This is a genomic window from Brachybacterium halotolerans subsp. kimchii (assembly GCF_020792675.1).
Lineage (GTDB): Bacteria > Actinomycetota > Actinomycetes > Actinomycetales > Dermabacteraceae > Brachybacterium > Brachybacterium halotolerans.
In genome coordinates this window covers 3,743,119-3,766,566 of record NZ_CP086254.1, presented here as the reverse complement: position 1 = coordinate 3,766,566, position 23,448 = coordinate 3,743,119, and the positions used below count along the sequence as shown (strand labels likewise).

Here is a 23,448-nt window from a genome sequence, read left to right as displayed (position 1 = left end):
CGGGAACCACCACCAGCGGAAGGAGCCCCACCATGCCCACGACCGTCAAGGGCGTCATCGCTCGCCATCCGAACGAGCCGGCGGAGCTCACCGACATCGTCATCCCCGATCCCGGGGCGCACGACGTCGTGGTCGACATCGAGGCCTGCGGTGTCTGCCACACCGACCTCGCCTACCGCGACGGCGCGATCACCGACGACTTCCCGTTCCTGCTCGGCCACGAGGCCGCCGGGCGCGTCTCGGCGATCGGCGACGAGGTCACGCACGTCGCCGTCGGAGACTTCGTCGTCCTGAACTGGCGCGCGGTGTGCGGCGACTGCCGGGCCTGCCGCAGGGGCCAGCCGAAGTACTGCTTCGCCACCCACAACGCCTCGCAGCGGATGACGCTCGCCGACGGCACCGAGCTCGAGGCCGCGCTCGGCATCGGCGCCTTCGCCGACAAGACCCTCGTCCACGAGAAGCAGTGCACGAAGGTCTCCGAGGAGGCCCGCCCCGAGGTCGCAGGCCTGCTCGGCTGCGGCGTGATGGCAGGCCTCGGCGCGGCCCTGAACACCGGCGACGTGCAGCGCGGCGAGACCGTGGCCGTCATCGGCCTGGGCGGCGTGGGCAGCGCCGCGATCGCCGGTGCCGTGCTCGCGGGCGCGACCACCGTGATCGGCCTCGACATCGTCGAGGAGAAGCTGCAGGCCGCGTCCGACCTCGGCGCGACCCACACCATCAACACCAAGGACCTCGACCGGGACCAGATCGTCGAGAGGGTCCAGGAGCTCACCGGCGGATTCGGGGCCGACGTCGTGATCGACGCCGTGGGCATCCCCTCCACCTACGAGACCGCGTTCTACGCGCGCGACCTCGCCGGTCGCGTCGTGCTCGTGGGCGTGCCGCACCCCGATGCGGAGCTCACGATCCCGCTGGCCGACGTGTTCAGCCGCGGCGGGTCCCTCAAGTCCGCCTGGTACGGGGACTGCCTGCCCGAGCGCGACTTCCCCTACCTCACGGACCTCTACCTGCAGGGGCGCCTCCCGCTCGAGCGCTTCGTCACCGGCACCACCGATCTGGGCGGCGTCGAGGACGCGCTGAACTCGCTGCATCACGGCGACGTGCTGCGCACCGTGGTGGTGAACCGATGACGGCGCGGCTGGATCACACGACGACCTCCGGCACCTTCACGCTGGACGGCGAGACCTTCGACGTCGAGAACAACGTGTGGGTCCTGGGCGACGACGAGCAGTGCGTCGTCTTCGACGCCCCGCACGACGTCGACGCGATCCGGGCGCTCGTCGGCGATCGCGAGTGCGTGGGCATCCTGCTCACCCATGCGCACGACGACCACGTGCGCTTCGCTCCTGAGCTGGCGACGGCGCTCGAGGCTCCCGTGCTGCTGAACCCTGCGGACGCCGAGGTCTGGAAGCTCACCCACGGCGACCTGCCCTGGGACGGGGACGTGGCCGACGGCGACGAGTTCACCGTCGCCGGGACCGACATCGAGGCGATCTCCACACCCGGCCATTCCCCCGGCTCCGTCTGCTACCGCGTCCCGGCGCTCGACTGCGTGCTGACCGGGGACACGCTCTTCCAGGGCGGCCCCGGCGCGACCGGCCGCTCCTTCAGCGACCGGCCCACGATCGAGGAATCGATCCGCGAGCGCCTGTTCGCGCTTCCTCCGGAGACCATCGTCCACACCGGGCACGGCCCGGACACGACGATCGGCGCCGAGATCGAGGCCGCGCGGGGCGACTGGCTGTGAGGTGAGCACATGGGCGACGAGGAGCGCGAGGATGCGCGGCATCGCGGCGAGCGGCGCGGCCCGATGGGCCGTCTGCTCGCCCCGCTCCTCGTCCGCCGTGCACGGGCCTACGCGCGCGACTGCGTGGGATACCTCGTGCTGCCTGCGGCGATGCTCCCGATCGGGATTCCGCTCGCGATGCACATCGGGGACGCCGGCACCGCACGCGCCGTCGCCCTCGTCTCGAGCGCGATCCCGCCCCTGCTCGCGGCGCTGTGGGCGGCCCGCGCCGAGTCCGGCCCGCGAGCATCGACGTGGGGGAAGCGGCGCGAGGGCCTGCGCCTCGAGACGATGCGAGGTGGGCCGGGCGGGCCGGACGGGGCGGATGGGCCCGATGGGGCACGCGTCCCCTTCGCCCGCGCTTTCGTCCGGAATCTCGTGAAGATCGCGATCCCGTGGCAGCTGGGACATGTGGTCGCCGTCGGCGCGGTCTACGGCGACTTCGACACCGGGGCGGCGGGGACGATGGTCGCCACGGTGCTGCTCTACGGCGTGGTCATCGCGCTCGTGGGCACCGTGATGCTGGGCTCCGGCCGGGGGATCCACGACCGGATCGCTGCGACGCGGGTGGTCGGCGACCGTCGATGAGGGACGGATCGCGGGGCGGCGGGCCGCCTCGCACGGTTCCTCCCCAGCGCGCGTTCTCCACATCCCGCGTCCCGCGGCGTCGAATGTCGGTGCGTCCTCGTAGAGTCTGAGGACAGCATCGGATGACGGCATCGGCTTCCGCCGACGGTCCGCCCGGTGACCCGGATGACCAGCGATGACGCGGACGGGAGGTGACGTCGATGACGCACACGGCCACGCCCCTGCCGCAGCACGCGGCCCGCGCGGCGCACGCGCTCGCCCTCCTGGAATCCGCCGCGAGCCTCGTCGAGCGCGCCGAGGAGATCCTCTCTGAGGTCGATGCAGATGCGTCGGAGTCCGAGGGATCGTTCACCGATGATGTCCCCACCCCCGCCGGGACGTCGGCCCTGTCCCTCCCCGAGGCGCTCCTCGACGCGGTCGCCGTCAGCGAGCGGCTGCGCTCGCGCACCGATGCGGTGCACATGCGAGCCTCCGTCGCGTTCCGCGATGCGCGCATCGCCCAGCAGCGGGACGACGGGATCCCGCGTGAGGCGATCGGCAAGGGGCTCGCGCACGAGCTCGCCCTCGCCCGGCACGCCTCGCCTGCGCGCACCGGCAACCAGCTCGCCCTGGACCGGGTGATCGTGGAGACCCTCCCGCGGACCTTGGGGCTGCTCGCGCGGGGCGAGATCTCGCGCTGGTCGGCCGACGAGGTCGCCAAGGCCGTGCTCTGCCTCGACGACGAGGACCGCGCGCGCGTCGACGACTCCGTGGCCGAGCACCTGCCGGAGGTCTCACCGCGCCGCGCGGGCGGGATGGCCAGGGCCCGCGCCGACGAGATCGACCAGCGGGCCGCGCTCGCCCGCCATGAGCGCGAGGTCGGTGAACGGCACGTCTCGATCCGTCCCGTCTCCGACGCGGTGGTGCGTGTGAGCGCGCTGCTCCCCCTCGTCCAGGGCGTGGCCGTGTACAAAGCGCTCGACGACGCCGCCTCGAGCGCGCGGGCCGCCGGCGTCGAAGGCACGAGGGGCCAGCACATGGCCGATGCGCTCTTCCGACGGACCACGGGACTCGAGCGCCCCGAGGACGTTGACGTGGAGATCCAGCTGCTGATGACCGACGGCTCGCTGCTCGCCGGCGGCGAGGACACCGCGTGGGTCGAAGGGCACCCCATGCCCGCGGCGATCGCCCGCCGGCTCGCGCTCGCAGCGACGCAGGGGTCAGGGAATGCGAAGGATCCGGAGTCGCCCGACCCGCAGCTCCCCGCAGACCCTGCGCGCTTCATCCGCCGCCTGTACACCGATCCGGTCTCCGGGCGCCTGCGGGACGCCGATGCCGGCCGACGACGATTCACCGGCAGCGAGCGGCGCTTCGTGGAGATGGCCGATCAGCACTGCCGCACGCCGTTCTGCGACGCCCGCGCCCGCCACATCGACCACGTCGTGCGGCATGCGGACGGCGGTGAGACCGTCGTCGCCAACGGCGTCGCCCGCTGCGAAGGGTGCAACTACCTCATGGAGCTGCCCGGCTGGAGCGGCACCCTCGAGGACGCCGAGCAGTGCGGATCCGGACCTCCGCACGCGCCGCCGGCCCGGGCTCCGTCCCGCGCCTACGAGATCACGACCCCGATGGGACGCAGCTATGCGAGCAGTGCTCCCCCGCTGCGCCGTGCCCTGCGCGGGGACGGCGACTCCCACAGGGACGTCGACCCTTCTCGGGACGTCGTCCCGCACCGGACCCCGCCCGCGAGCGTGTTCATGCTCCCTGCCTTCGCTCCGGACGAGTTCCCGGTCGATGAGCAGGAGGGTGATGTGGAACGGATGATCGAGCTGGATCCGATCAGCAGTGCGCGACTCATCGAGTTCGCGGACCATATCGCCGGCACGGTCGACCCCTTCGAGGAGCACGGCGCCGTGGCGTAGTCGCGCGCTCAGCGTCGGCGCAGGGTCTCGAAGAGGCAGACGGTCGCGGCGATCGCGACGTTGAGGGACTCCGCGTCTCCCGCGAGCGGGATCCGCACGGCGAGGTCGGCCGCATCGAGCACCTCCTGCGGCAGACCGTGGGCCTCGTTGCCCATGACCCATGCCGCACGCTCGGGGAGCTCTGTCGCGAAGAGGTCGTGATCGGCGTACCCGCTGGTCGCCAGCACGGAGATGCCCGCACCGTGCAGGGCGGGCGCAAGCTCCTCCGGGGCGATCCCGGCGACCACGGGCAGATGGAAGAGGCTGCCGGTCGCCGAGCGGACCACCTTCGGGGAGTACAGGTCCACGGTGCCCGTGGTCGCGAGGACCACGCGCGCCCCCGAGGCGTCGGCCGCGCGGATCAGGGTGCCCGCGTTCCCGGGGTCCTGGATGCCGTGGAGGACGAGGGCCGTGACCGGCCCGTCGGGGAGGGCGTCGAGCACTGCCCGGAGCGACGGCGAGGGGAGGTCAGCGACGGCGAGGACGCCCTGCGGTGCTGCCATGGATGCGGCGGCGCCGTCCTCCTCGCCGCGAGTCATCGCCCGCAGGATCGAGGGGTCGACGTCGCGGGGGCGGATCGCGTGCGCGTCCGCGAGCTCCAGGATGTCGGGATGCGCCGAGGCACCGTCGGCGGTGACGTACAGCTCCCGCACGAGCGGGGCGGAATGCTGCAGGAGCGAGCGGACGGCCTGCGGGCCCTCGACGCGGAACCGCCCCTGCTTACGACGAGCAGAACGCCCGGACAGCGCGGCGATCCTCTTCACCCGATCTGATCTCGGGGAGGTGATCGCCCAGCTGTCCGGGCGTTCCGTGGTGCTCATCGTGCGAGCCGACTGTCGAGGGTCAGGCCGCGGGGGCGTTGACGTCCTTCGGCAGGGCGCTCTTGGCGGTCTGCACGAGCGCGGCGAAGGCCGGCGCGTCGTTCACCGCGAGCTCGGCGAGCATGCGACGGTCGACCTCGACACCCGCGAGCCCGAGGCCCTGGATGAGGCGGTTGTAGGTCATGCCGTTCGCGCGCGCCGCAGCGTTGATGCGCTGGATCCACAGACGACGGAAGTCGCTCTTGCGGACCTTGCGGTCGCGGTAGTTGTAGGTCTGCGAGTGGAGCACCTGCTCCTTCGCCTTGCGGTACAGACGCGAGCGCTGCCCGCGGTAGCCGCTGGCCTGCTCGAGGATCTCCCGACGCTTCTTCTGGGCGTTGACCGCCCGCTTCACGCGTGCCACGTGATTCTCCTTCGCTGGTGTTCGAGTTCGATGGTGCGGGAACTCAGGAATCCCGCGAGGGGGCTCAGCGGCCCAGAAGCTTCTTCACGCGCTTGGCGTCGGACTTCGCGACGTTCGTGTCGCTGCCCAGACGGCGCTTGCGGGTGGAGCTCTTGTGCTCGAGCAGGTGGCGAGCGTTCGCCTTCTCGCGCATGAGCTTGCCGGAGCCGGTCACCCGGACGCGCTTCTTGGTGCCCGAGTGGGTCTTGTTCTTCGGCATCAGCCTGTTCTCCTTCTGAATGGGATCGTGGGCCCGCACGCGGGGTGCGGGCGAGCGATCAGGACTGGGGGTCCGGCGTGCTGCCGGAGTCCTCGGACGAGGCGGTCGCGGCGTCCTCGGAGGCGGGCTCCTTGGCGGCGGCCTTCTCGGCGTCGGTGCGGCGCTTGCGGGCCTCCGCGCGCGCCTGGGACTTCTTCTTCACCGGGCCCAGGACCATCACCATGGTGCGGCCGTCCTGGCGCGGGTGGGACTCGACGAAGCCGAGCTCGGAGACGTCCTCCGCCATCCGGCCCAGCAGCTGGATGCCGCGCTCGGGACGAGCCTGCTCGCGGCCGCGGAAGCGCACCATGACCTTGACCTTGTCACCGCCGGCGAGGAACTTCTCCACGTTGCGACGCTTGGTCTCGTAGTCGTGGGTATCGATCTTCAGACCCATACGAATCTCCTTCTGGAGCGTATTGGTCTGGTTCTTGCGGGACTCGCGCGCCTTCATGTTGGCTTCGTACTTGTACTTGCCATAGTCCATGAGACGGCACACGGGCGGGTTCGCGCCCGGGGCGACCTCGACGAGATCGAGGTCGGCCTCCGCGGCGAGCCGCAGGGCGTCCTCGACACGCACGGTGCCGACCTGTTCGCCATTGGGTCCGACCAGCAGGACCTTCGGGACCCTGATCTGGCCATTGATGCGCTGTTCGCTGATGGGTGTCTCCTCACCTCGGTGTCCGACGACATGACGAAGGCCCCCACACGGATGTGGAGGCCTCGAGTGCACGCGCCGCACGGGCGCGCCGCCGACGCGGACGTCAGGCTGCGACACGACCCCGACGACTGCACGCCGCGAGGTGGGAGAGGCTCCACTTGCAAAGGGGAACGTCATGTTCCGGTCCCCTATGCTACCAGGAGGACGACGCCGCGCCCCGTGACATGCGTCGCCCCTCCCCTCGACCTCGTGAAGGACCCTGTGAACGACATGCCCGACCTCGGCACCCCCGCCAGCCCCGCCGACGACGCGTACTCCCCCGGGACCGCCGGCGCCCCCGAGGTCCCCCAGTCCTTCCGCTTCGAGGGGGCGCACGGCTCCTCCGACGGCGGCGCGCACGAGCACGCGGGTCATGACCACGCGGCCCACGCTCCGCAGGATGCCGAGATCGGGATCGCCTCCGACGCTGCGCGCGACATCGCCGACGTCGCGGCCGTCGAGATCATCTCGAGCGCGGCCGTGCACCTGATGAGCGCCGCCGCCGTGAAGATCGGGCTCGCCGAGGACGAGGCGACGGGCCACTACCAGGACCTCGATGAGGCGCGGAAGCTCATCGCCTCGCTCGCCGGGCTCGTCACGGCCGCCTCCCCCGAGGTCGGCAACGAGCACGCGCGCTCGCTGCGCGACGGCCTGCGCACCCTGCAGCTCGCCTTCGCGGAGGCCCTGCCATTCCCCGACGAGCCGGGACGGGCGCCGGGCGAGAAGTGGACCGGCCGCGTCAGCTGACTCCCCGTCGGCTCGTCGAACGACGCGGCCGACGTGACCGAAGCGGCCGACGCGACCGCCACCACTCTCCGGGCGTCCACCCGGGCGTGCTCACCGGCCCAGCGTCAGCTTGAGCGAGCTCACCCGGTCCGCGACGAGCATCGAGGCGCCGAGGTGCTCCCCGAGCGCCCCGACGACCCTCTGCACGTCGGCCGCGTCGAGACCCGGACGCAGGCGCACCAGCAGGTCCACCTCGGCGCGCTCGCCGGGGCGCGGCGCGAGCGCGAGCACCTCCGGCAGGGTGTCGGCGATGCGCGCGAGCTCCGCAGCGACGTCGGGGTCCTCGTGCGGGGGAACCCAGTCCCGACCCTGTGCGAGGGCCCACAGCACGGAGCGCTGCAGGAGGACGGGTCCGCACGCGTCGGCCGCAGGGTCCGCCCCTGCCGGGCCCGGGCTTCCCGTCCCGTCGACCCCGCCCCCTTCCGCCTGCGCGGCGGGGTTGAGCACGAGCTGGGTGATGCCCTCCTGCACGGCCGCCTGGGCGGCCTGCGCGGTGGGCGTGGGAACGGGCCGGGCCCGCTGCTGCCAGCGCTGCAGCTGGACGACCGAGGTGAACACGGGCAGCACACGCGAGCCGTCGGGCGCGGTGATGGAGACCATCGCCATGTCGGCCCCGTTGTCGCCGGTCAGGCCGTGGGCTGTCGTGCCTTCCTCGGTGGCGACGGCCATGATCGGCACGAGCACGCGGCTGCCCGCGAGCGCGGCGACCAGGTGCCGCCGGGAGGGGTCGCGCCCCGCAGTGAGCGCGTCGAGCGCCTCGGCGACGGGGCGCGGCGTGGTGCCGTCGTCCTCGGGGAAGGGACTCGTGGTGTAGTCACGGCCCGCCCAGCTGGTGCCCGCGGTGTCGGTGAAGCGCGACTTCTCGCGGAAGTGCGCGGGCAGGGTGCGCCCGCCCATGGTGCTCTCCGGGTCCGGCGCGGCTCCACCGGCCGGATCCGGCGCCTCTCGGCTCGACGGGCCGGGCGCCTCTCGGCTCGATGGATCGGGCACCTCTCCCGCGGGCGTCACGGGCGCCCCGCCACCTCGAGGGCCTCGGGCAGGGTGAACGCGCCGGCGTAGAGGGCCTTGCCGACGATCGCGCCCTCGACGCCCTCGGGGACGAGGGTCCGCAGCGCCGCGAGGTCGTCGAGCGAGGAGATGCCGCCGGAGGCCACGACCTTCGCGTCGGTGCTCTCGCACACGCGGCGCAGCAGGTCCACGTTGGGGCCGCTCATCATGCCGTCCTTCGTGACGTCGGTGATGACGTAGCGGGCGCAGCCGGCGGCGTCGAGGCGCTCGATCGCCTCCCAGAGGTCGCCGCCCTCCTTGGTCCAGCCGCGGGCGGCGAGCGTCGAGCCGCGCACGTCGAGGCCCACGGCGATGCGGTCGCCGTGCTCGGCGATGACCTCGGCCGTCCACTCCGGGTTCTCGAGGGCGGCGGTGCCGAGGTTCACGCGGCGGCACCCGGTCGCGAGCGCGGCCGTGAGGCTCGCGTCGTCGCGGATGCCGCCGGAGAGCTCGACCTGCAGGTCGACGGCCGCGACGACCTCGGCGAGCAGGTTCGCATTGCTGCCGCGTCCGAAGGCGGCGTCGAGGTCCACGAGATGCAGCCAGCTCGCCCCGCCGTGCTCGAAGGTGCGGGCGGCCTCGAGAGGCGATCCGTAGCTGGTCTCGGTGCCGGCCTCGCCCTGGACGAGGCGGACGGCCTGGCCGTCCTGGACGTCGACGGCGGGCAGGAGTTCGAGAACGGGGCTGGTCATGGGGTCCTCCGAGAACGGACGGTGGGAGAGGTGAGAGGAAGGGCCGGTCGAGGCTGCGGACAGGGCCCGAGGGCCGGCGGGATCGCGCGTCAGGTCTGGATGCGCCAGATGCAGACGGCCACGCAGACGAGACCGAGGACGAGGAGCAGGATCCGCAGCCACCAGGGCTTGCCCGAACGGTGGAAGGACCACGCGCCGCCGAGCAGCATCCCGCCGGCGAAGAGCATGACGAAGGCGAGGATCATGAGGCGGCCGACCTCGTCGCGAGGCGCGGCAGTCCCGCGAGCCAGTTGCGCAGCAGACGCGTCCCGGCCCCGCCGGACTTCTCCGGGTGGAACTGGGTGGCGCTCAGCGCGCCGTTCTCGACGGCGGCGACGAAGCGGTCGCCGCCGTGATCGGACCAGGTGACCAGCGGGTCGGGCATGGGCGGCTGCGACTCGAGCTCCCAGGAGCGGGCGGCGTAGGAGTGGACGAAGTAGAAGCGCTCGTCCTCGATGCCCGCGAACAGCCGACTGCCCTGGGGGACCTCGACCGTGTTCCAGCCCATGTGCGGGACGACGTCGGCCTCGAGGCGGGTGATCTCGCCGGGCCACTGATCGAGGCCCGCCGCGCGCTCTCCGTGCTCGGTGCCGGCCGCGAACATGACCTGCAGGCCCACGCAGATGCCGAGCACCGGGAGCCCGCCGGCCAGGCGGCGCTCGATGATGCGGTCGCCGCCCACGGCGCGGATCTGCGCGGCGGTCGCGGCGAAGGCGCCGACACCGGGGACGACGAGCCCGTCGGCTCCGAGTGCGCTATCCCGATCGGCGGTCAGCTCGACGTCAGCGCCGGCGGCCTCGAGGGCGCGCACGGCGGAGCGGACGTTCCCGCTGCCGTGGTCCAGGACGACGACGCGCGGCGCAGGGACGTCGCTCTGCGGGGAGGGGCTGTTCTCGCTCCCGCTCATCGACCCTTGCGTCCCTTCGCGATCCAGGCGAGCGCCTCGTCACGGGTGAGGACGGCGGGGTCGTAGCCCTCGCCGAGGGTGGCGACGTCGGCCGAGCCGAGCATGAGCTGCTCCACGACCTCGTCCATCGCTCCCATGACGATCGCGGGCGACACGTCGTCCCCGCGCTCCCCCGCCTTGTAGCGGGTGGCGGTCATGCGGTCGCCCTTGCGCCAGAACAGGACGACGCCGTTGCGCTGCAGGGCGGTCGAGGTGACGGCGGCGAGCTCGTGGGCGGCGTCCTCCTGGAGGGCGCCGACGGCGATGGCGCCCATGCCGGTGTCGTGGACGCGGGCGCCGGCGGGAATGTCGGCGCCGTCGGTGCGGGCCTCGCGGCCCAGGCGGATCGCGCCGGCGAGTGCCTTCGCGGAGGCGACGGAGGTGGCGACCACGGCGATCGCGGGCTCCTCGTCGTCCCCGCCGCCGATGATGTCCTCGACGGTGAAGGGCTCGGACTCCTCTGCGGCGTCCTCGACGTCGCCTCCGAGGTCGAGGCCCTGGGTGAGGCGCGCGAACTCGGCGTCGATGTCGTCGTCGCCGCCGGAGGGGCGGGGCGGTTCTGCGGTGCTCACAGTGCTCCCTTCGTGGAGGGGATGTCGGCGACGCGCGGATCGGGCGCGCATGCGGCGCGCAGGGCCCGGGCGAGGGCCTTGAACTGGGCTTCGACGATGTGGTGCGGGTCCCGACCGGCGAGCACGCGCATATGCAGGCAGATGGCCGCGTGGAAGGACAGCGACTCCAGGACGTGCCGGGTCAGCGACCCCGTGAAGTGCCCCCCGATGAGATGCAGGGCCTGCGCCTCGCTCTCGCCGGTGTGCACGCAGTAGGGGCGGCCGGAGACGTCGACCACGGCGTGGGCGAGCGCCTCGTCGAGCGGGATGGTGGCCTCGCCGAAGCGGGTGATGCCGCGCTTGTCGCCGAGGGCCTCGCGCAGGCACTGGCCGAGCACGATCGCGGTGTCCTCCACCGTGTGGTGGACGTCGATGTCGGTGTCGCCGCTCGCGCGCACGGTGAGGTCGAAGCGCGCGTGGGTGCCCAGCGCCGTGAGCATGTGGTCGTAGAACGGCACGGTCGTCGAGACGTCCACCTGGCCGCTGCCGTCGAGGTCGAGGAACACCTCGACGCCGGACTCGCGAGTGGTGCGCGAGATGCTCGCGGTGCGGTGCGCGCGGGGCGCGTCGGGGATCTGTGTCATCGGGGGTCGGCCTCCTCGAGGGCGGTGCGGAATGCGGCGTTGTCCTGGGGCGTGCCGACGGAGACCCGCATCCAGGGCTCGGGCCCGACCTCGCGGATGAGCACGCCGCGCTCGAGCAGAGCCTCCCACACCTCGTGGCGGCTCGCGGCCCGGTGCAGGAGCGGTTCGAAGTACACGAAGTTCGCGTCCGAGGGGGCGACGACGTGACCGCGCTCGACGAGGTGATCGAAGAGCGCGTCGCGCTCGGCGCGCAGCCGCTCGACCTGCCCCAGCAGCTCCTCACGGTGCGCGAGGGCGGTGCGGGCGACGGCCTGCGTGACGGCCGAGAGGTGGTAGGGCAGGCGCACCACGCGGACCGCGTCGACGATCCGCGGGTCCGCGACCAGATACCCCAGGCGCCCGCCGGCGAGCGCGAAGGCCTTGGACATCGTGCGCGTGACCACGAGGTTCGGGAACTCGCCGAGCAGCTCGAGGGCGCTGGGCACGCCGTCGCGCCGGAACTCGCCGTAGGCCTCGTCGACCACGAGCATCCCCGAGCTGGGCAGCAGCGCCTCGGCGGCGGCGCGCACGACCTCCGGGTCGAGCGCCGTTCCCGTCGGGTTGTTCGGGCTGGTGAGGACGACGATGTGCGGACGGTGCGCGGAGATCGCCTCGCGCACGTCGTCCGCGTCGAGCGCGAAGTCCGGGGCGGGGCCCCGGTCGGCGACGACCCAGCGGGTGAAGGTGTCGCGCGCATACTCCGGGTACATCGAGTAGTGCGGCGCGAAGCCGAGCGCCGTCCGGCCGGGCCCGCCGAAGGCGAGCATCAGCTGGTGCATGACCTCGTTCGAGCCGTTCGCCGCCCAGACCGCCTCGACCGCGGGCGCAGGGACCCCGGACTCCGCGGCGAGGTACTCGGCGAGATCGGCGCGCAGGGCCGTGAACTCGCGGTCGGGATAGCGGTTCAGGCCGGCCGACGCCTCCTGCACCGCGCGTCCCAGATCGGCGGCGAGCTCGGCGGACGGGCCGAAGGGGTTCTCGTTGACGTTCAGCAGGTGCGGCACGTCGATCTGCGGGGCCCCGTACGGCTCGACGCCCGCGAGGTCCTCGCGGCGCGGCGGGATCCCCGGGCGCGCGATGGGATCTGCGGGATCGGCGCCGGGCGCGGCGGGGTCGGGTCGGCTCGAGGTGGGCATGGCCCCATCGTAGAGGTCCGGACCTGGTGGGATCCGCGCCGCCCGGTGCGCGGAACCGACCGCCGTCGGTCCTGCTCGGGCACCTCGTCGCCGGGCGCTCCCCGCCCCGCGCACGTGCGTCCCGCCACGCTCCCAGCGCCCGACCACCCGCGGGTCGGTACCCTGGCGCGGTGCTTCGCTTCCTCGGTGCCCTGATCGGCGACGTCCTCGCCGTGGTCCTCTTCGTCGCGATCGGCCTGCTCCAGCACGGCTACGACATCTCGACGCAGAATCTCGTGCTGGTGGGCTGGCCCTTCGCGGCCGCCCTCCTCGTCGGCCATCTGGCCGCGCAGACCTGGCGCGCGCCCTTCCGCATCTGGCCGCAGGGCGTGTTCGTGTGGGCGATCACGATCGTCGGCGCCATGGCCGTGCGCACCCTCATGCAGGCCGGCACCGAGGTGTCCTTCGTGATCGTCACCTCGATCGTCCTCGGCGTGCTCATGCTCGGCTGGCGCGCGATCGCGACCTTCCTCACGCGCGGCGAGCGCAGGGTCGTCGAGGTCGTGGACGAGGCAGATCTCGAGACGGGGGCCGGGTCCACGGACACCACCGGGTCCGAGGACGAGAAGGCCGCCGAGGCCAGGACCGTCGCCGAGAAGGCCGACAACTCCTGAGGACCCGGGGCGAGCCCCGGCGGAAGCACTTCCCCGCTCTCCGGTCGACGCGCCCGACCCTCACGCGTCGGGCGCGAACCTCACGTCCACCGCGGTGCCGTGGGCCGGCAGGCCCTCGGAGCGGGCGAGCGTCGTCGCCGCCTCCCGTGACGCGGCGAGCGCGTCCTCGTCGTACTCGACGACGTGGATGCCGCGCAGGAACGACTGCACGCCGAGCCCTCCGGCGAAGCGCGAGGTGCCGCCCGTCGGCAGCACGTGGTTGGAGCCGGCCGCGTAGTCGCCCAGGCTCACCGGGCTGAAGGGGCCGACGAACACCGCGCCGGCGTTGGTGACGCGCGCGGCGACGCCGGCCGCGTCGGCCGTCTGGATCTCGAGGTGCTCCGCGCCGTAGGCGTCGACGACCGCGAGGCCCTGCTCGATGTCGTCCACGAGGATCGCGCCGCTCTGGCGCCCGCGCAGCGCCTCGGCGATCCGCTCGTGGTGCTCGGCCGCGGGGACCTGGGCCTCCAGCTCCGTCTCGACGCGGCCGACGAGGGACTCGTCGTCCGTGACCAGCACGGCGGCGGCCATCGGGTCGTGCTCGGCCTGCGAGATGAGGTCGGCGGCGACCAGGCGGGGCGCGGCGGAGGCGTCCGCGAGGATCGCGATCTCCGTCGGCCCGGCCTCCGCGTCGATCCCGACGATGCCGCGCACCAGACGCTTCGCCGCCGCGACGTAGACGTTCCCGGGGCCGGTCACGAGGTCCATGCCCTCGAGCGCACGGCCGTCGCCGAGATCGTCGGCGCCGTGGGCGAGCAGGGCGATCGCCTGCGCGCCGCCGACGGCCAGGACCTCCTCGATCCCCAGCAGGGCGCAGGCCGCGAGGATCGTGGGGTGCGGCAGGCCGCCGAACTCCTTCTGCGGCGGGGAGGCGAGCACGATCGTTCCCACACCGGCGGTCTGCGCGGGCACGGCGTTCATCACCACGGAGCTGGGCAGGACGGCGCGGCCGCCCGGGACGTACAGGCCCACGCGGCGCACGGGCACCCAGCGCTGGGTGACGCGTCCGCCGGGGACCACCTCGACGCTGTCGGGCTCGCGCACCTGGGCGGCGTCGACGGCGCGGACCCGCGAGATCGCGGTCTCCAGGGCCGCGCGCACCGCAGGGTCGAGCTCGGCGAGCGCACGCGCGATCTCCTCGGGCGGGACGCGCAGGTGCTCGGGCCGCACGCCGTCGAAGCGCTCGGAGGCCTCGAGGACGGCGGCCGCGCCGCGCGTCGCGACGTCCTCGATCACCGGGGCGACGGCCTCGGCCGCCGCGGCGACGTCGACCTCGGGACGGGGCAGGGAGGCGGCGAGCTCGGCGGGGCCGGGACGGGTCCCGCGCAGGTCGGTCACGCAGAGGAAGGACATGGGGGAAGTCTAGGAGGATGCCCGCGCACCGGCCCCCTCGGCCCGACGCCTGGGACGGGGAGGGCGAGCCCTCGCGGCCGCGGCGCGGGCGGGCTGCCGGCGGGGCGCGGGCGACGTGCGGGCGGCGTGCGGGCAGAGTGCGGCCGGGGTCGCACGGCCCGCCCTTCCCTGAGGACGCTGCGCGCGCCCTCGGATAGTCTTGACGTCGAGACATCACCCCGACCCGAGGGAGCCCCACCGATCATGTCGCGGATCATCTACACCCACACCGACGAAGCGCCGATGCTCGCCACCGTGTCGTTCCTGCCGATCCTGGAGGCGTTCTCGCGCACTGCCGGGATCGATGTGGAGACGCGGGACATCTCGCTCGCGGGCCGCATCGTCGCGGCCTTCTCCGACCTCCTGCCCGAGGACCAGCGCGAGGCCGACGCGCTCGCGGAGCTCGGCGAGCTCGCGAAGACCCCCGAGGCGAACATCATCAAGCTGCCGAACATCTCGGCCTCGGTCCCGCAGCTCAAGGCCGCGATCGCCGAGCTGCAGGCCGCCGGGATCGACCTGCCCGACTACCCCGAGTCCCCCTCGACCGACGCGGAGAAGGACGTGCGCGCCCGCTACGACGCGGTCAAGGGCTCGGCCGTGAACCCCGTGCTGCGCGAGGGCAACTCCGACCGCCGCGCGCCCCAGGCCGTGAAGAACTTCGCGAAGAAGCACCCGCACCGCATGGGCGCATGGTCCGCCGACTCGAAGACCACCGTGGCGACCATGGACGCCGACGACTTCCGGGCGAACGAGCAGTCCGTCGTCCTCGAGAAGGACGACGAGCTCTCGATCGTCCACGTCGCCGCCGACGGCGCCGAGACCGTGCTGAAGCCCTCGATCCCCGTGCTCGAGGGCGAGGTCGTCGACTCGACCGTCATGAGCGCCCGCGCGCTGGACGCCTTCCTCGCCGCGCAGGTCCGGGCCGCGAAGGAGCAGGGCGTCCTGTTCTCCGTGCACCTCAAGGCCACGATGATGAAGGTCTCCGACCCGATCCTCTTCGGCCACGCCGTCCGCGCCTTCTTCCCCGCCCTCTTCTCGGCGTACGGCGAGCAGCTCGCCGCGGCGGGCCTGTCCCCGAACAACGGCCTGGGCGGCATCCTCGCCGGGGCCGACGCCCTGGACCCCGAGGTCGCCGCGGGCGTGCGCGAGGAGATCACCAAGGGCCTCGCCGAGGGCCCGGCGATCGCCATGGTGAACTCCCACAAGGGCATCAGCAACCTGCACGTGCCCAGCGACGTCATCATCGACGCCTCGATGCCCGCGATGATCCGCACCTCCGGCCACATGTGGAACAAGGACGATGCGGAGCAGGACACCCTGGCCGTCATCCCCGACTCCTCCTACGCGGGCGTCTACGCGGCGACGATCGAGGACTGCAAGGCGAACGGCGCCTTCGACCCGACCACCATGGGCACCGTGCCGAACGTCGGCCTGATGGCGCAGAAGGCCGAGGAGTACGGCAGCCACGACAAGACATTCGAGATCGAGGCCGACGGCCGCGTCGAGGTGCGCGACTCCTCGGGCGCGGCGCTGATGGCCCAGCAGGTCGAGGCCGGCGACATCTTCCGCGCCTGCCAGGCCAAGGACGCCCCGATCCGCGACTGGGTGCAGCTCGCCGTGCGCCGCTCGCGCGAGTCCGGGATGCCCGCCGTGTTCTGGCTGGACGAGTCCCGCGCCCATGACCGCAACCTCATCGCCAAGGTCGAGGCCTACCTCGCCGAGGAGGACACCGAGGGCCTGGACCTCCGGATCCTCTCCCCCGTCGAGGCGACGAAGCACACCCTGGAGCGCGTGCGCTGCGGCGAGGACACGATCTCCGTGACCGGCAACGTGCTGCGCGACTACCTCACCGACCTGTTCCCGATCATGGAGCTGGGCACGAGCGCCAAGATGCTCTCGGTGGTGCCGCTCATGAACGGCGGCGGACTGTTCGAGACGGGTGCGGGAGGCTCCGCCCCCAAGCACGTCCAGCAGCTCGTCGAGGAGGACTACCTGCGCTGGGACTCCCTCGGGGAGTTCCTGGCCCTCGCCGAGTCCCTGCGCCACCTCGCGCGCACCGAGGACAACGAGCGCGCCCGCGTGATCGCCGACGCCCTGGACCGCGCGACGGAGACCCTGCTGAACAACGGCAAGTCCCCGCAGCGCAAGCTGGGCACGATCGACAACCGCGGCAGCCACTTCTACCTCGCCCTGTACTGGGCGCAGGAGCTGGCGGCGCAGTCCGACGACGCGGAGCTCGCCGAGGCGTTCGCCCCCATCGCCCAGGAGTTCGCGGGCAAGGCGGAGGCCATCGACGGCGAGCTGCTCGCCGTGCAGGGGAAGCCGGCCGACATCGGCGGCTACTACCGTCCCGACGAGGCGAAGGCCGCGAGCGTCATGCGTCCCTCGACCACGCTCAACGCGATCGTCGAGGAGATCAGCTCCGCGCTGTGACCGCTGATGCGCTGACGCGCTGAGGGTCGACCGCACCTCCCGAGGGCGGTCGACCACCGGAAGGGCCCGGATGCTTCGGCATCCGGGCCCTTCGTCGTCGGACCACGAGGTCGTCGGACGACGAGCGCCCGGCACGCGCTCAGTCGCGGGGCGCGCGGCCGAGTCGCTTCCAGAGCAGCGCCCACTGGCGAGGCGCGAGGTCCCGGGGCCGGTCCCGGCGCGCGACGCCGGCCGCCCGCAGTGCGTCGTCGATCCGGCGCCGGCCCGACGCCCCGCGAGGAGGCAGGGCCCTCGGAAGGATCCGCTCGAGGGTCCCTCCCCCGCCCGCGAACACGCGGCGCGCGAAGCGCTCGTACGCGGCGCGTTCCCGGAGCGGGACGAGGGGGTGCTCGCGGCGCTCGAGCACGAGGATCCCGCCGTCGACCGACGGTGCGGGACGGAAGGCACGCGACGGCACGCGCCCCTCGAGCCTCGCGCGGATCCATGGCGCGGCCTGGACGGTCAGCAGGGTGGATCCGCCCACCCCGGCGCGCTTGCGGGCCACTTCCCACTGCGTGAGCAGGACGGCGCGACGCCAGCTGCGCTCCCGCAGCAGGCGCCGCAGGATGGGTGTGCTCAGGTGGAAGGGGATGTTGCCGACGATCGTCGCCGCCTCGAGCGGATGGGTGAGCGCATCGGCGGCGATCACGCGGGCACCGGGCAGCTTGCGGCGCAGCGCCCGGGCGCGGTGCTCGTCGATCTCGAGGGCTGTGAGCGGCACGCCCCGTGCGGCGAGCACACGGGTGAGGGCACCGTCGCCGGCGCCGAGCTCGAGCACGCTCGTGCTGTCCCGGGGGACGAGGCCGGCGATCTGCTCGAGAGTGGGTCGGTGGACGAGGAAGTTCTGGCCGAGCTCATGGCGTCCGCCGTGGAGGGAGCGGGGCATGGGTGATCTCCGTGCTGTCGGGTCGGAGCACCCGGCATCTCACCCGTGCCGGCGGCAGGGGGAGGCGAGGTTCGCGCGTCCGGGTGCGAGGGCTCTCGACGGGACGGCGCGCATCATGCGACGGCGCGCCGTCAGGCGCGGCGGTCGCGGAAGGTGAGTGCGCGGTCCGCGAGGACCGCACGGAGAAGGGTTCCCATGGGCGGGACGCTATCGAGGGGACGGCGGCGGCGTCGAACGAATTCTCCGCACGCTCCGCCCGCGTCGAGGGGCGTGGGAGCGGAGCGGGCCGCTCAGCCCAGGATCTGACGCACGAGGGCGAGGAGCGCAATCACGACGATGGTGCCGCGCAACACCCATTCGGGAAGCCGCTTGGTGAGGTGGGAGCCGAAGTAGCCGCCGAGCAGGGCGCCGAGCGCGATCGCGATCACGCCCTCCCACCGCACATCGGCGCCGAAGGCGAAGTGGGCCACCAGGTAGACGAGCGCCGCCATCACGTTCACCAGCAGGCTGAACAGGTTCTTCACGGCGTTGACACTCTTCATCGAGCGGCCGGTGAAGGCACCGAGCAGGCCGAGGTAGAGGATTCCCTGCGCGGCCGTGAAGTAGCCCCCGTACATCGAGGCGGCTCCCATGGAGACCATGAGGCCCGGCGAGCGGTAGGCGGCCGCGCTGCTGCCGGCGTCCGCGTCGCCCTGGCTGTTCCCCCGACGAGGGATCCAGGTGGCCAGTCGCTTCTGGAAGACCACGAGCAGCAGCGCGACCACGATGAGGACGGGGACGACGACCTGGAGCGCCCCGGGCGGTGAGATCAGCAGCAGGCAGGACCCGACGGTCGCGGTCACGACCACGATGGCGGCGAGCGGGCGCACATCGCGCCATTCGGCGGAGATCTCGCGCCGGTAACCGAAGAACGAGCCGACGGTCGAGAACACCATGCCCATGGTGTTGGTGCGCACGGCGGTGCCGGGATCGAGCCCGAGGGCGAGGAGCACGGGGAGCGTGAGCAGGGATCCGCTGCCCACCGCGGAGTTGATCGCGCCCGCGAGGGCACCCATCACGAGCAGCACCACGAGCGACTGCGGATCCACGCGCCCTCTCCTCCTTCGCCGTCCCTCGGGGCCCGAGGGGCGTGTGCGTCGGACCGCTCGGCGGATGCGGTCCGACCTGCAACCCTAGACCCGGCCGCGGGTCGCCCTGGACCGCGCCTCACGCGTCGGACGCACATGCCGTGAGCACGCGCGAGGCCCCGGGCATGACTGCCCGGGGCCTCGCTCAGGACGTCGGTCGTCCGACGGCGATCCGTGTCAGCCGAGCGCCGCCACGGCGGCGTCGTAGTCGGGTTCCTCGGAGATCTCCGGGACCAGCTGGCTGTGGAGCACGGTGCCGTCCGTGTCGATCACCACGACCGCGCGGGCGAGGAGACCCTGCAGGGGGCCGTCGGTCTGCGTGACCCCGAAGTCCTCCCCGAAGCTCGACCGGAAGGCGGAGCCGGTGACGACGTTCGTGAGCCCCTCCGCACCGCAGAAACGGGCCTGCGCGAACGGGAGGTCCTTCGAGGCGCACACGACGACCGTGTTCTCCAGGCCGCTCGCGATCTCGTTGAAGCGGCGCACGCTCATCGCGCAGGTGCCGGTGTCCAGGGACGGGAAGATGTTCAGCACGATCCGGCGGCCGGAGAAGTCGCCCGTGGCGACGGCACCGAGGTCCTGTCCGACGAGCTCGAACGCGGGGGCGGCGGAGCCGACGGCGGGGAGCTCGCCGACGGTGGTGACGGGTGTGCCCTTGAAGGCGGTGGTGGCCATGTCATGCATCCTTCTGCTCGATGTGCGCTGGTCCGTCCATTGTGCCCCGTCGGCCCCGACTCATCGCTGCGAGGCGAAGGTCTCCCGCAGGCGCGCGGTCTGCTCGGCGACATCGAAGTCGGCGGCGGGCCACTGCGGGTCGATCTCCCCCAGGGCGTGCAGCAGCAGCTGCTGCACGGCGATCCGGGCGTACCACTTGCGGTCGGCGGGCACCACGACCCATGGTGCGTGCGGGGTCGAGGTCGCGCTGAGAGCCTTCGAGTAGGCGTCCATGTAGGCGCTCCAGTACCCGCGCTCGTCGATGTCCCCCGGGTTGAACTTCCAGTGCTTGTCCGGTCGCTCGAGGCGCTCCATCAGCCGCTCCCCCTGCTCGGCGTACGAGAGGTGGAGCATGACCTTCACGATCGTGACCCCGGAGTCGGTGAGCTCCTTCTCGAAGTCGTTGATCGCGGCGCAGCGCCGCTCGATCTCCTCGGTGTCGGCCCAGCCGTGGACCCGGTGGATCAGCACGTCCTCGTAGTGCGAGCGGTCGAAGACGCCGATCTGCCCGGCCGCGGGCACGTGCGGGCGGATCCTCCACAGGAAGTCGTGCTCCTTCTCCTCCTCCGTCGGGGCCTTGAAGGCCGTGATCGAGATGCCCTGCGGGTCCACTGCGCCGACGACGTGCCGCATGATCCCGCCCTTGCCGGAGGTGTCCATGCCCTGGACGACCAGCAGCACGCTGCGCCCGCCGGACGTCGCCCCGTGGTGGGCGGCGAAGAGCCGCTCCTGCAGATCAGCAAGGGAGTCGTCGCAGGCCAGAAGGCGCTTCTCGCCCTTCTTCTTGCCGCCGTCGAAGCCGGGGGTCGCGTGGGGGTCGAACTCATGGACGTCGCCCGTCCAGCCCGGCGGGACCGGGAAGCCGCTCGGGACGTCGTCCGGCAGGGAGCCGGGTGCGAGGACGACGGGTCGGAGATCGCGTGACGACTTCGTCGCCACCTTCGCCGATCTTGCCGGCTTCGCCGACTTCGCGCCGCCGCCCTGCTTCGTGCTCTTCGTCGGACGAGGGCTCTGCTGCTTCTTCGCCTGTGCCATGCACGGAGCGTAGCCGGATCCGCGCGCCGCGGCGCGGACCGGGCCCGAGGGGTTCCGCGGGAGCGCACGCAGCCCTAGCGTGGGGCACACGACGCATCCGCCCGGTCCCCCGAGGAACGAGGAGAGTCCCATGGACGAGGCACCGACCCAGCCGGTCCGGCCCGCAGTCTGGCCCGCAGCCGAAGGCACCGCCCCCGACCAGGAGAAGCTGCTCCGCCTGCACGGCTGGTGGCGGGCCGCGAACTACCTCTCCGTCGGCCAGATCTATCTGATGGACAATCCGCTGCTGCGCACGCCGCTCGCGCGCGAGCACGTGAAGCCCCGCCTGCTCGGCCACTGGGGCACGACCCCCGGGCTCACGTTCCTGTACGCGCACATGAACCGGGCGATCCGCCAGCGCGATCTCGACGCGATGTACGTGACCGGCCCCGGCCACGGCGGGCCCGGCGCGGTCGCCGCGGGGTACCTCGAGCACACGTACACCGAGACCTACCCTTCGGTCACCGAGGACGAGGCCGGCATGCGCCGCCTGTTCACCCAGTTCTCGTTCCCCGGCGGGATCCCGTCCCATGCGGCGCCGGAGACCCCGGGCTCGATCCACGAAGGAGGCGAGCTCGGCTACTCGCTCTCCCACGCCTACGGGGCCGTCCTCGACAACCCGGGGCTCCTCGCGTTCACCGTGGTCGGCGACGGCGAGGCCGAGACCGGCCCTCTGGCCACGTCCTGGCACAGCAACAAGTTCATCAATCCCCTGACCGACGGCGTGGTGCTCCCCGTGCTCCACCTCAACGGGTACAAGATCGCGAACCCCACGGTGCTGGCGCGCATCGGCGAGGACGAGCTCGCCGACCTCATGCGCGGGTACGGCCACGAGCCGCTGTTCTTCACCGGCGGCTTCGACGACGAGGACCCGCTCGCGGCGCACGCGCGCTTCGCCGAGGTGCTCGATACGGCCCTGGACCGCATCGCGGAGATCAAGGCGAAGGCGGCCGAGGACGACGTCGCCGGACGGGAGCCGGAGAGGCCCACCTGGCCGATGATCGTCTTCCGCACGCCGAAGGGATGGACCGGGCCCGCGGAGATCGACGGCAAGAAGTCCGAGGGATCATGGCGGGCCCACCAGGTGCCGCTGTCCAACGCCCGCGACACCGACGAGCATCTCGCGGTCCTGGACTCGTGGCTGCGCTCCTACCGACCCGAGGAGCTGTTCGACGAGGAGGGGCGGCTGCGCGAGGAGTACGCGGAGACCGCGCCCGCCGGGACCCGACGGATGTCGGCGAACCCCGTGACCAACGGCGGCTCCGTGCTGCGGGCACTGCGCCTGCCCGACTTCCGCAGGCATGCGGTCGACGTCCCGCGCCCCGGGGCGGCCACCTCGGAGGCCACGCGCGTGCTGGGCGACTGGCTGAGAGACGTCATCGAGGCCAACCCCGACAACTTCCGCATCTTCGGGCCCGACGAGACCGCGTCCAACCGCCTGCAGTCCGTCTACGAGGCCACGGACAAGCAGTGGAACGCGCAGTTCGTCCCGGACGACGACGAGGAGCACCTGGCTCCGCGCGGCCGCGTCATGGAGGTGCTCAGCGAGCACCAGTGCCAGGGCTGGCTCGAGGGCTACCTCCTCACCGGCAGGCACGGGCTGTTCAACTCCTACGAGGCCTTCATCCACATCGTCGACTCGATGGTGAACCAGCACGCGAAGTGGTTGAAGGTGACGAACGAGCTCGAGTGGCGCCGGCCGCTGGCATCGCTCAACTACCTGCTGAGCTCGCACGTGTGGCGTCAGGACCACAACGGCTTCTCCCATCAGGATCCGGGCTTCATCGATCACATGGTCAACAAGAAGGCCGAGATCGTGCGGGTCTACCTGCCGCCGGACGCCAACACGCTGCTGTCCACCTACGACCACTGCCTCCGCTCGCGCCAGTACGTGAACGTGGTCGTCGCGGGCAAGCAGCCGGGACCGCAGTGGCTGAGCATGGACGAGGCGATCGTCCACTGCACGCGCGGCCTGGGCATCTGGGAGTGGGCAGGGACCGAGGTCGAGGGCGAGGAGCCCGACGTCGTCCTCGCCTGCGCCGGGGACATCCCGACGATCGAGGTGCTCGCGGCGGCGAAGATCCTGCGCGAGCAGATCCCCGACCTGCGCGTGCGGGTGGTCAACGTGGTGGACCTGATGCGCCTGCAGCACGAGTCGGAGCACCCGCACGGTCTCTCGGAGAAGGAGTTCGACGGGATCTTCGGCGAGTCCTCCCCCGTCGTCTTCGCCTACCACGGCTACCCGTGGCTGATCCACCGTCTGGCCTACCGCCACGATCGCGCCTCACGGATCCACGCGCGCGGCTACAAGGAGGAGGGCACGACCACGACGCCCTTCGACATGCTCATGCGCAACGACATGGACCGCTACCACCTGGTGATCGACACGATCGACCGGGTCGACGGCCTGGGGACCCGCTTCGCCGGTCTGCGCCAGCGGATGGTCGACTCCCGCATCCGCGCTCGCGAGTACGCGTACACCCATGGCACGGACCATCCCGACGTCGCCGCGTGGCAGTGGGACGACAACGCCGACGAGTCCGAGGCGTCGAAGGGCACGATCACCGCCGACACCGGCGGCGACAACGGCTGAGATCTCCGGTCGCGCATGCGCCGGCTCCGCGCCGCACGAGCCCGAGTGACCTGCCGACGAATTCTCGGTGACGGATATGGCA

At 72.4% G+C, this 23,448-nt stretch carries 24 protein-coding genes; 8 read left to right on the top strand and 16 right to left on the bottom strand.

Translation table 11 applies throughout. The features are described 5' to 3' along the window. Nucleotides 1-32 precede the first annotated feature (32 nt). From Bra3105_RS16865 to Bra3105_RS16850, 4 genes are all read left to right on the top strand, one after another. A complete protein-coding gene (locus tag Bra3105_RS16865) occupies nt 33-1,130 on the top strand; it encodes an S-(hydroxymethyl)mycothiol dehydrogenase (RefSeq protein WP_200501722.1) in 1,098 nt (365 codons plus the stop codon). Then, on the top strand, nt 1,127-1,747 hold the full coding sequence (locus Bra3105_RS16860; protein ID WP_228357838.1) for an MBL fold metallo-hydrolase: 621 nt from the start codon (nt 1,127-1,129) through the stop codon (nt 1,745-1,747). Before Bra3105_RS16865 ends, Bra3105_RS16860 begins: the two co-directional genes overlap by 4 nt. Before the next feature lie 9 nt (nt 1,748-1,756). Beyond that, nucleotides 1,757-2,374, top strand: coding sequence for a hypothetical protein (locus tag Bra3105_RS16855; protein WP_228357837.1), 618 nt, complete (start codon nt 1,757-1,759; stop codon nt 2,372-2,374). Nucleotides 2,375-2,574: 200 nt separating this feature from the next. Next, complete coding sequence (locus Bra3105_RS16850; protein WP_228357836.1) at nt 2,575-4,275, top strand: HNH endonuclease; 1,701 nt, start codon at nt 2,575-2,577, stop codon at nt 4,273-4,275. Between the two features lie 8 nt (nt 4,276-4,283). Here the strand turns inward: Bra3105_RS16850 and Bra3105_RS16845 are convergent, their stop codons facing one another. From Bra3105_RS16845 to infC, 4 genes are all read right to left on the bottom strand, one after another. Beyond that, nucleotides 4,284-5,135 (bottom strand): TrmH family RNA methyltransferase, encoded by an 852-nt coding sequence (locus Bra3105_RS16845; protein WP_228357835.1) that lies wholly within the window; start codon nt 5,133-5,135, stop codon nt 4,284-4,286. A gap of 22 nt (nt 5,136-5,157) precedes the next feature. Then, nucleotides 5,158-5,538 (bottom strand): 50S ribosomal protein L20, encoded by a 381-nt coding sequence (gene rplT, locus Bra3105_RS16840; protein WP_152351946.1) that lies wholly within the window; start codon nt 5,536-5,538, stop codon nt 5,158-5,160. A 64-nt stretch (nt 5,539-5,602) separates the two neighbouring features. Then, the gene (rpmI, locus tag Bra3105_RS16835) at nt 5,603-5,797 is read right to left on the bottom strand and encodes a 50S ribosomal protein L35 (protein WP_152351945.1); all 195 of its coding nucleotides are present in this window, start codon (nt 5,795-5,797) and stop codon (nt 5,603-5,605) included. Between the two features lie 58 nt (nt 5,798-5,855). Continuing rightward, nucleotides 5,856-6,569, bottom strand: coding sequence for a translation initiation factor IF-3 (gene infC / locus Bra3105_RS16830; RefSeq protein WP_228359683.1), 714 nt, complete (start codon nt 6,567-6,569; stop codon nt 5,856-5,858). A 375-nt stretch (nt 6,570-6,944) separates the two neighbouring features. Here infC and Bra3105_RS16825 point away from each other — a divergent pair, with 375 nt between their 5' ends. Further along, nucleotides 6,945-7,283: a DUF1844 domain-containing protein gene (locus Bra3105_RS16825; RefSeq protein WP_200502059.1), complete on the top strand. Its 339-nt coding sequence runs from the start codon at nt 6,945-6,947 to the stop codon at nt 7,281-7,283. Between the two features lie 90 nt (nt 7,284-7,373). Here the strand turns inward: Bra3105_RS16825 and Bra3105_RS16820 are convergent, their stop codons facing one another. From Bra3105_RS16820 to Bra3105_RS16790, 7 genes are all read right to left on the bottom strand, one after another. Further along, nucleotides 7,374-8,219, bottom strand: coding sequence for an SseB family protein (locus Bra3105_RS16820; protein ID WP_228357834.1), 846 nt, complete (start codon nt 8,217-8,219; stop codon nt 7,374-7,376). Nucleotides 8,220-8,326: 107 nt separating this feature from the next. Beyond that, nucleotides 8,327-9,061 (bottom strand): bifunctional 1-(5-phosphoribosyl)-5-((5-phosphoribosylamino)methylideneamino)imidazole-4-carboxamide isomerase/phosphoribosylanthranilate isomerase PriA, encoded by a 735-nt coding sequence (priA, locus tag Bra3105_RS16815; protein WP_200501729.1) that lies wholly within the window; start codon nt 9,059-9,061, stop codon nt 8,327-8,329. An 89-nt stretch (nt 9,062-9,150) separates the two neighbouring features. Then, a complete protein-coding gene (locus tag Bra3105_RS16810) occupies nt 9,151-9,306 on the bottom strand; it encodes a hypothetical protein (RefSeq protein ID WP_193636179.1) in 156 nt (51 codons plus the stop codon). Further along, the gene (hisH, locus tag Bra3105_RS16805) at nt 9,303-10,007 is read right to left on the bottom strand and encodes an imidazole glycerol phosphate synthase subunit HisH (protein WP_228357833.1); all 705 of its coding nucleotides are present in this window, start codon (nt 10,005-10,007) and stop codon (nt 9,303-9,305) included. The genes Bra3105_RS16810 and hisH overlap by 4 nt, the downstream gene beginning before the upstream one ends. After that, the gene (locus Bra3105_RS16800; protein WP_200501732.1) at nt 10,004-10,618 is read right to left on the bottom strand and encodes a hypothetical protein; all 615 of its coding nucleotides are present in this window, start codon (nt 10,616-10,618) and stop codon (nt 10,004-10,006) included. Before Bra3105_RS16800 ends, hisH begins: the two co-directional genes overlap by 4 nt. Further along, nucleotides 10,615-11,241 carry an imidazoleglycerol-phosphate dehydratase HisB gene (gene hisB, locus Bra3105_RS16795; RefSeq protein WP_228357832.1) on the bottom strand — a complete coding sequence of 209 codons (627 nt, stop codon included), beginning with the start codon at nt 11,239-11,241 and terminating at the stop codon, nt 10,615-10,617. Before hisB ends, Bra3105_RS16800 begins: the two co-directional genes overlap by 4 nt. Then, entirely contained in the window at nt 11,238-12,416 is a 1,179-nt protein-coding gene (locus Bra3105_RS16790) for a histidinol-phosphate transaminase (protein ID WP_228357831.1), read from the bottom strand. Before Bra3105_RS16790 ends, hisB begins: the two co-directional genes overlap by 4 nt. A gap of 170 nt (nt 12,417-12,586) precedes the next feature. Between Bra3105_RS16790 and Bra3105_RS16785 the strand changes: the two genes are divergently transcribed. After that, entirely contained in the window at nt 12,587-13,069 is a 483-nt protein-coding gene (locus Bra3105_RS16785) for a DUF3054 domain-containing protein (RefSeq protein WP_228357830.1), read from the top strand. 60 nt (nt 13,070-13,129) lie between these two features. On the opposite strand, the gene hisD is transcribed toward Bra3105_RS16785, so the two are convergent. Continuing rightward, nucleotides 13,130-14,461: a histidinol dehydrogenase gene (hisD, locus tag Bra3105_RS16780; protein WP_228357829.1), complete on the bottom strand. Its 1,332-nt coding sequence runs from the start codon at nt 14,459-14,461 to the stop codon at nt 13,130-13,132. Between the two features lie 243 nt (nt 14,462-14,704). On the opposite strand from hisD, the gene Bra3105_RS16775 reads away from it, so the two are divergent. Continuing rightward, nucleotides 14,705-16,933, top strand: coding sequence for an NADP-dependent isocitrate dehydrogenase (locus Bra3105_RS16775; protein WP_228357828.1), 2,229 nt, complete (start codon nt 14,705-14,707; stop codon nt 16,931-16,933). Between the two features lie 139 nt (nt 16,934-17,072). On the opposite strand, the gene erm is transcribed toward Bra3105_RS16775, so the two are convergent. The 4 genes from erm to Bra3105_RS16755 all read right to left on the bottom strand — a co-directional run bounded on the left by erm (nt 17,073) and on the right by Bra3105_RS16755 (nt 20,734). After that, nucleotides 17,073-17,858, bottom strand: coding sequence for a 23S ribosomal RNA methyltransferase Erm (gene erm / locus Bra3105_RS16770; protein WP_228357827.1), 786 nt, complete (start codon nt 17,856-17,858; stop codon nt 17,073-17,075). Nucleotides 17,859-18,148: 290 nt separating this feature from the next. Then, complete coding sequence (locus Bra3105_RS16765) at nt 18,149-18,946, bottom strand: sulfite exporter TauE/SafE family protein (RefSeq protein WP_228357826.1); 798 nt, start codon at nt 18,944-18,946, stop codon at nt 18,149-18,151. Between the two features lie 216 nt (nt 18,947-19,162). Next, nucleotides 19,163-19,660: a thiol peroxidase gene (gene tpx, locus Bra3105_RS16760; protein ID WP_228357825.1), complete on the bottom strand. Its 498-nt coding sequence runs from the start codon at nt 19,658-19,660 to the stop codon at nt 19,163-19,165. A 60-nt stretch (nt 19,661-19,720) separates the two neighbouring features. Beyond that, complete coding sequence (locus Bra3105_RS16755) at nt 19,721-20,734, bottom strand: polyphosphate kinase 2 family protein (RefSeq protein WP_228357824.1); 1,014 nt, start codon at nt 20,732-20,734, stop codon at nt 19,721-19,723. A 130-nt stretch (nt 20,735-20,864) separates the two neighbouring features. On the opposite strand from Bra3105_RS16755, the gene Bra3105_RS16750 reads away from it, so the two are divergent. Beyond that, on the top strand, nt 20,865-23,366 hold the full coding sequence (locus tag Bra3105_RS16750) for a phosphoketolase family protein (RefSeq protein ID WP_228357823.1): 2,502 nt from the start codon (nt 20,865-20,867) through the stop codon (nt 23,364-23,366). Nucleotides 23,367-23,448 lie beyond the last annotated feature (82 nt).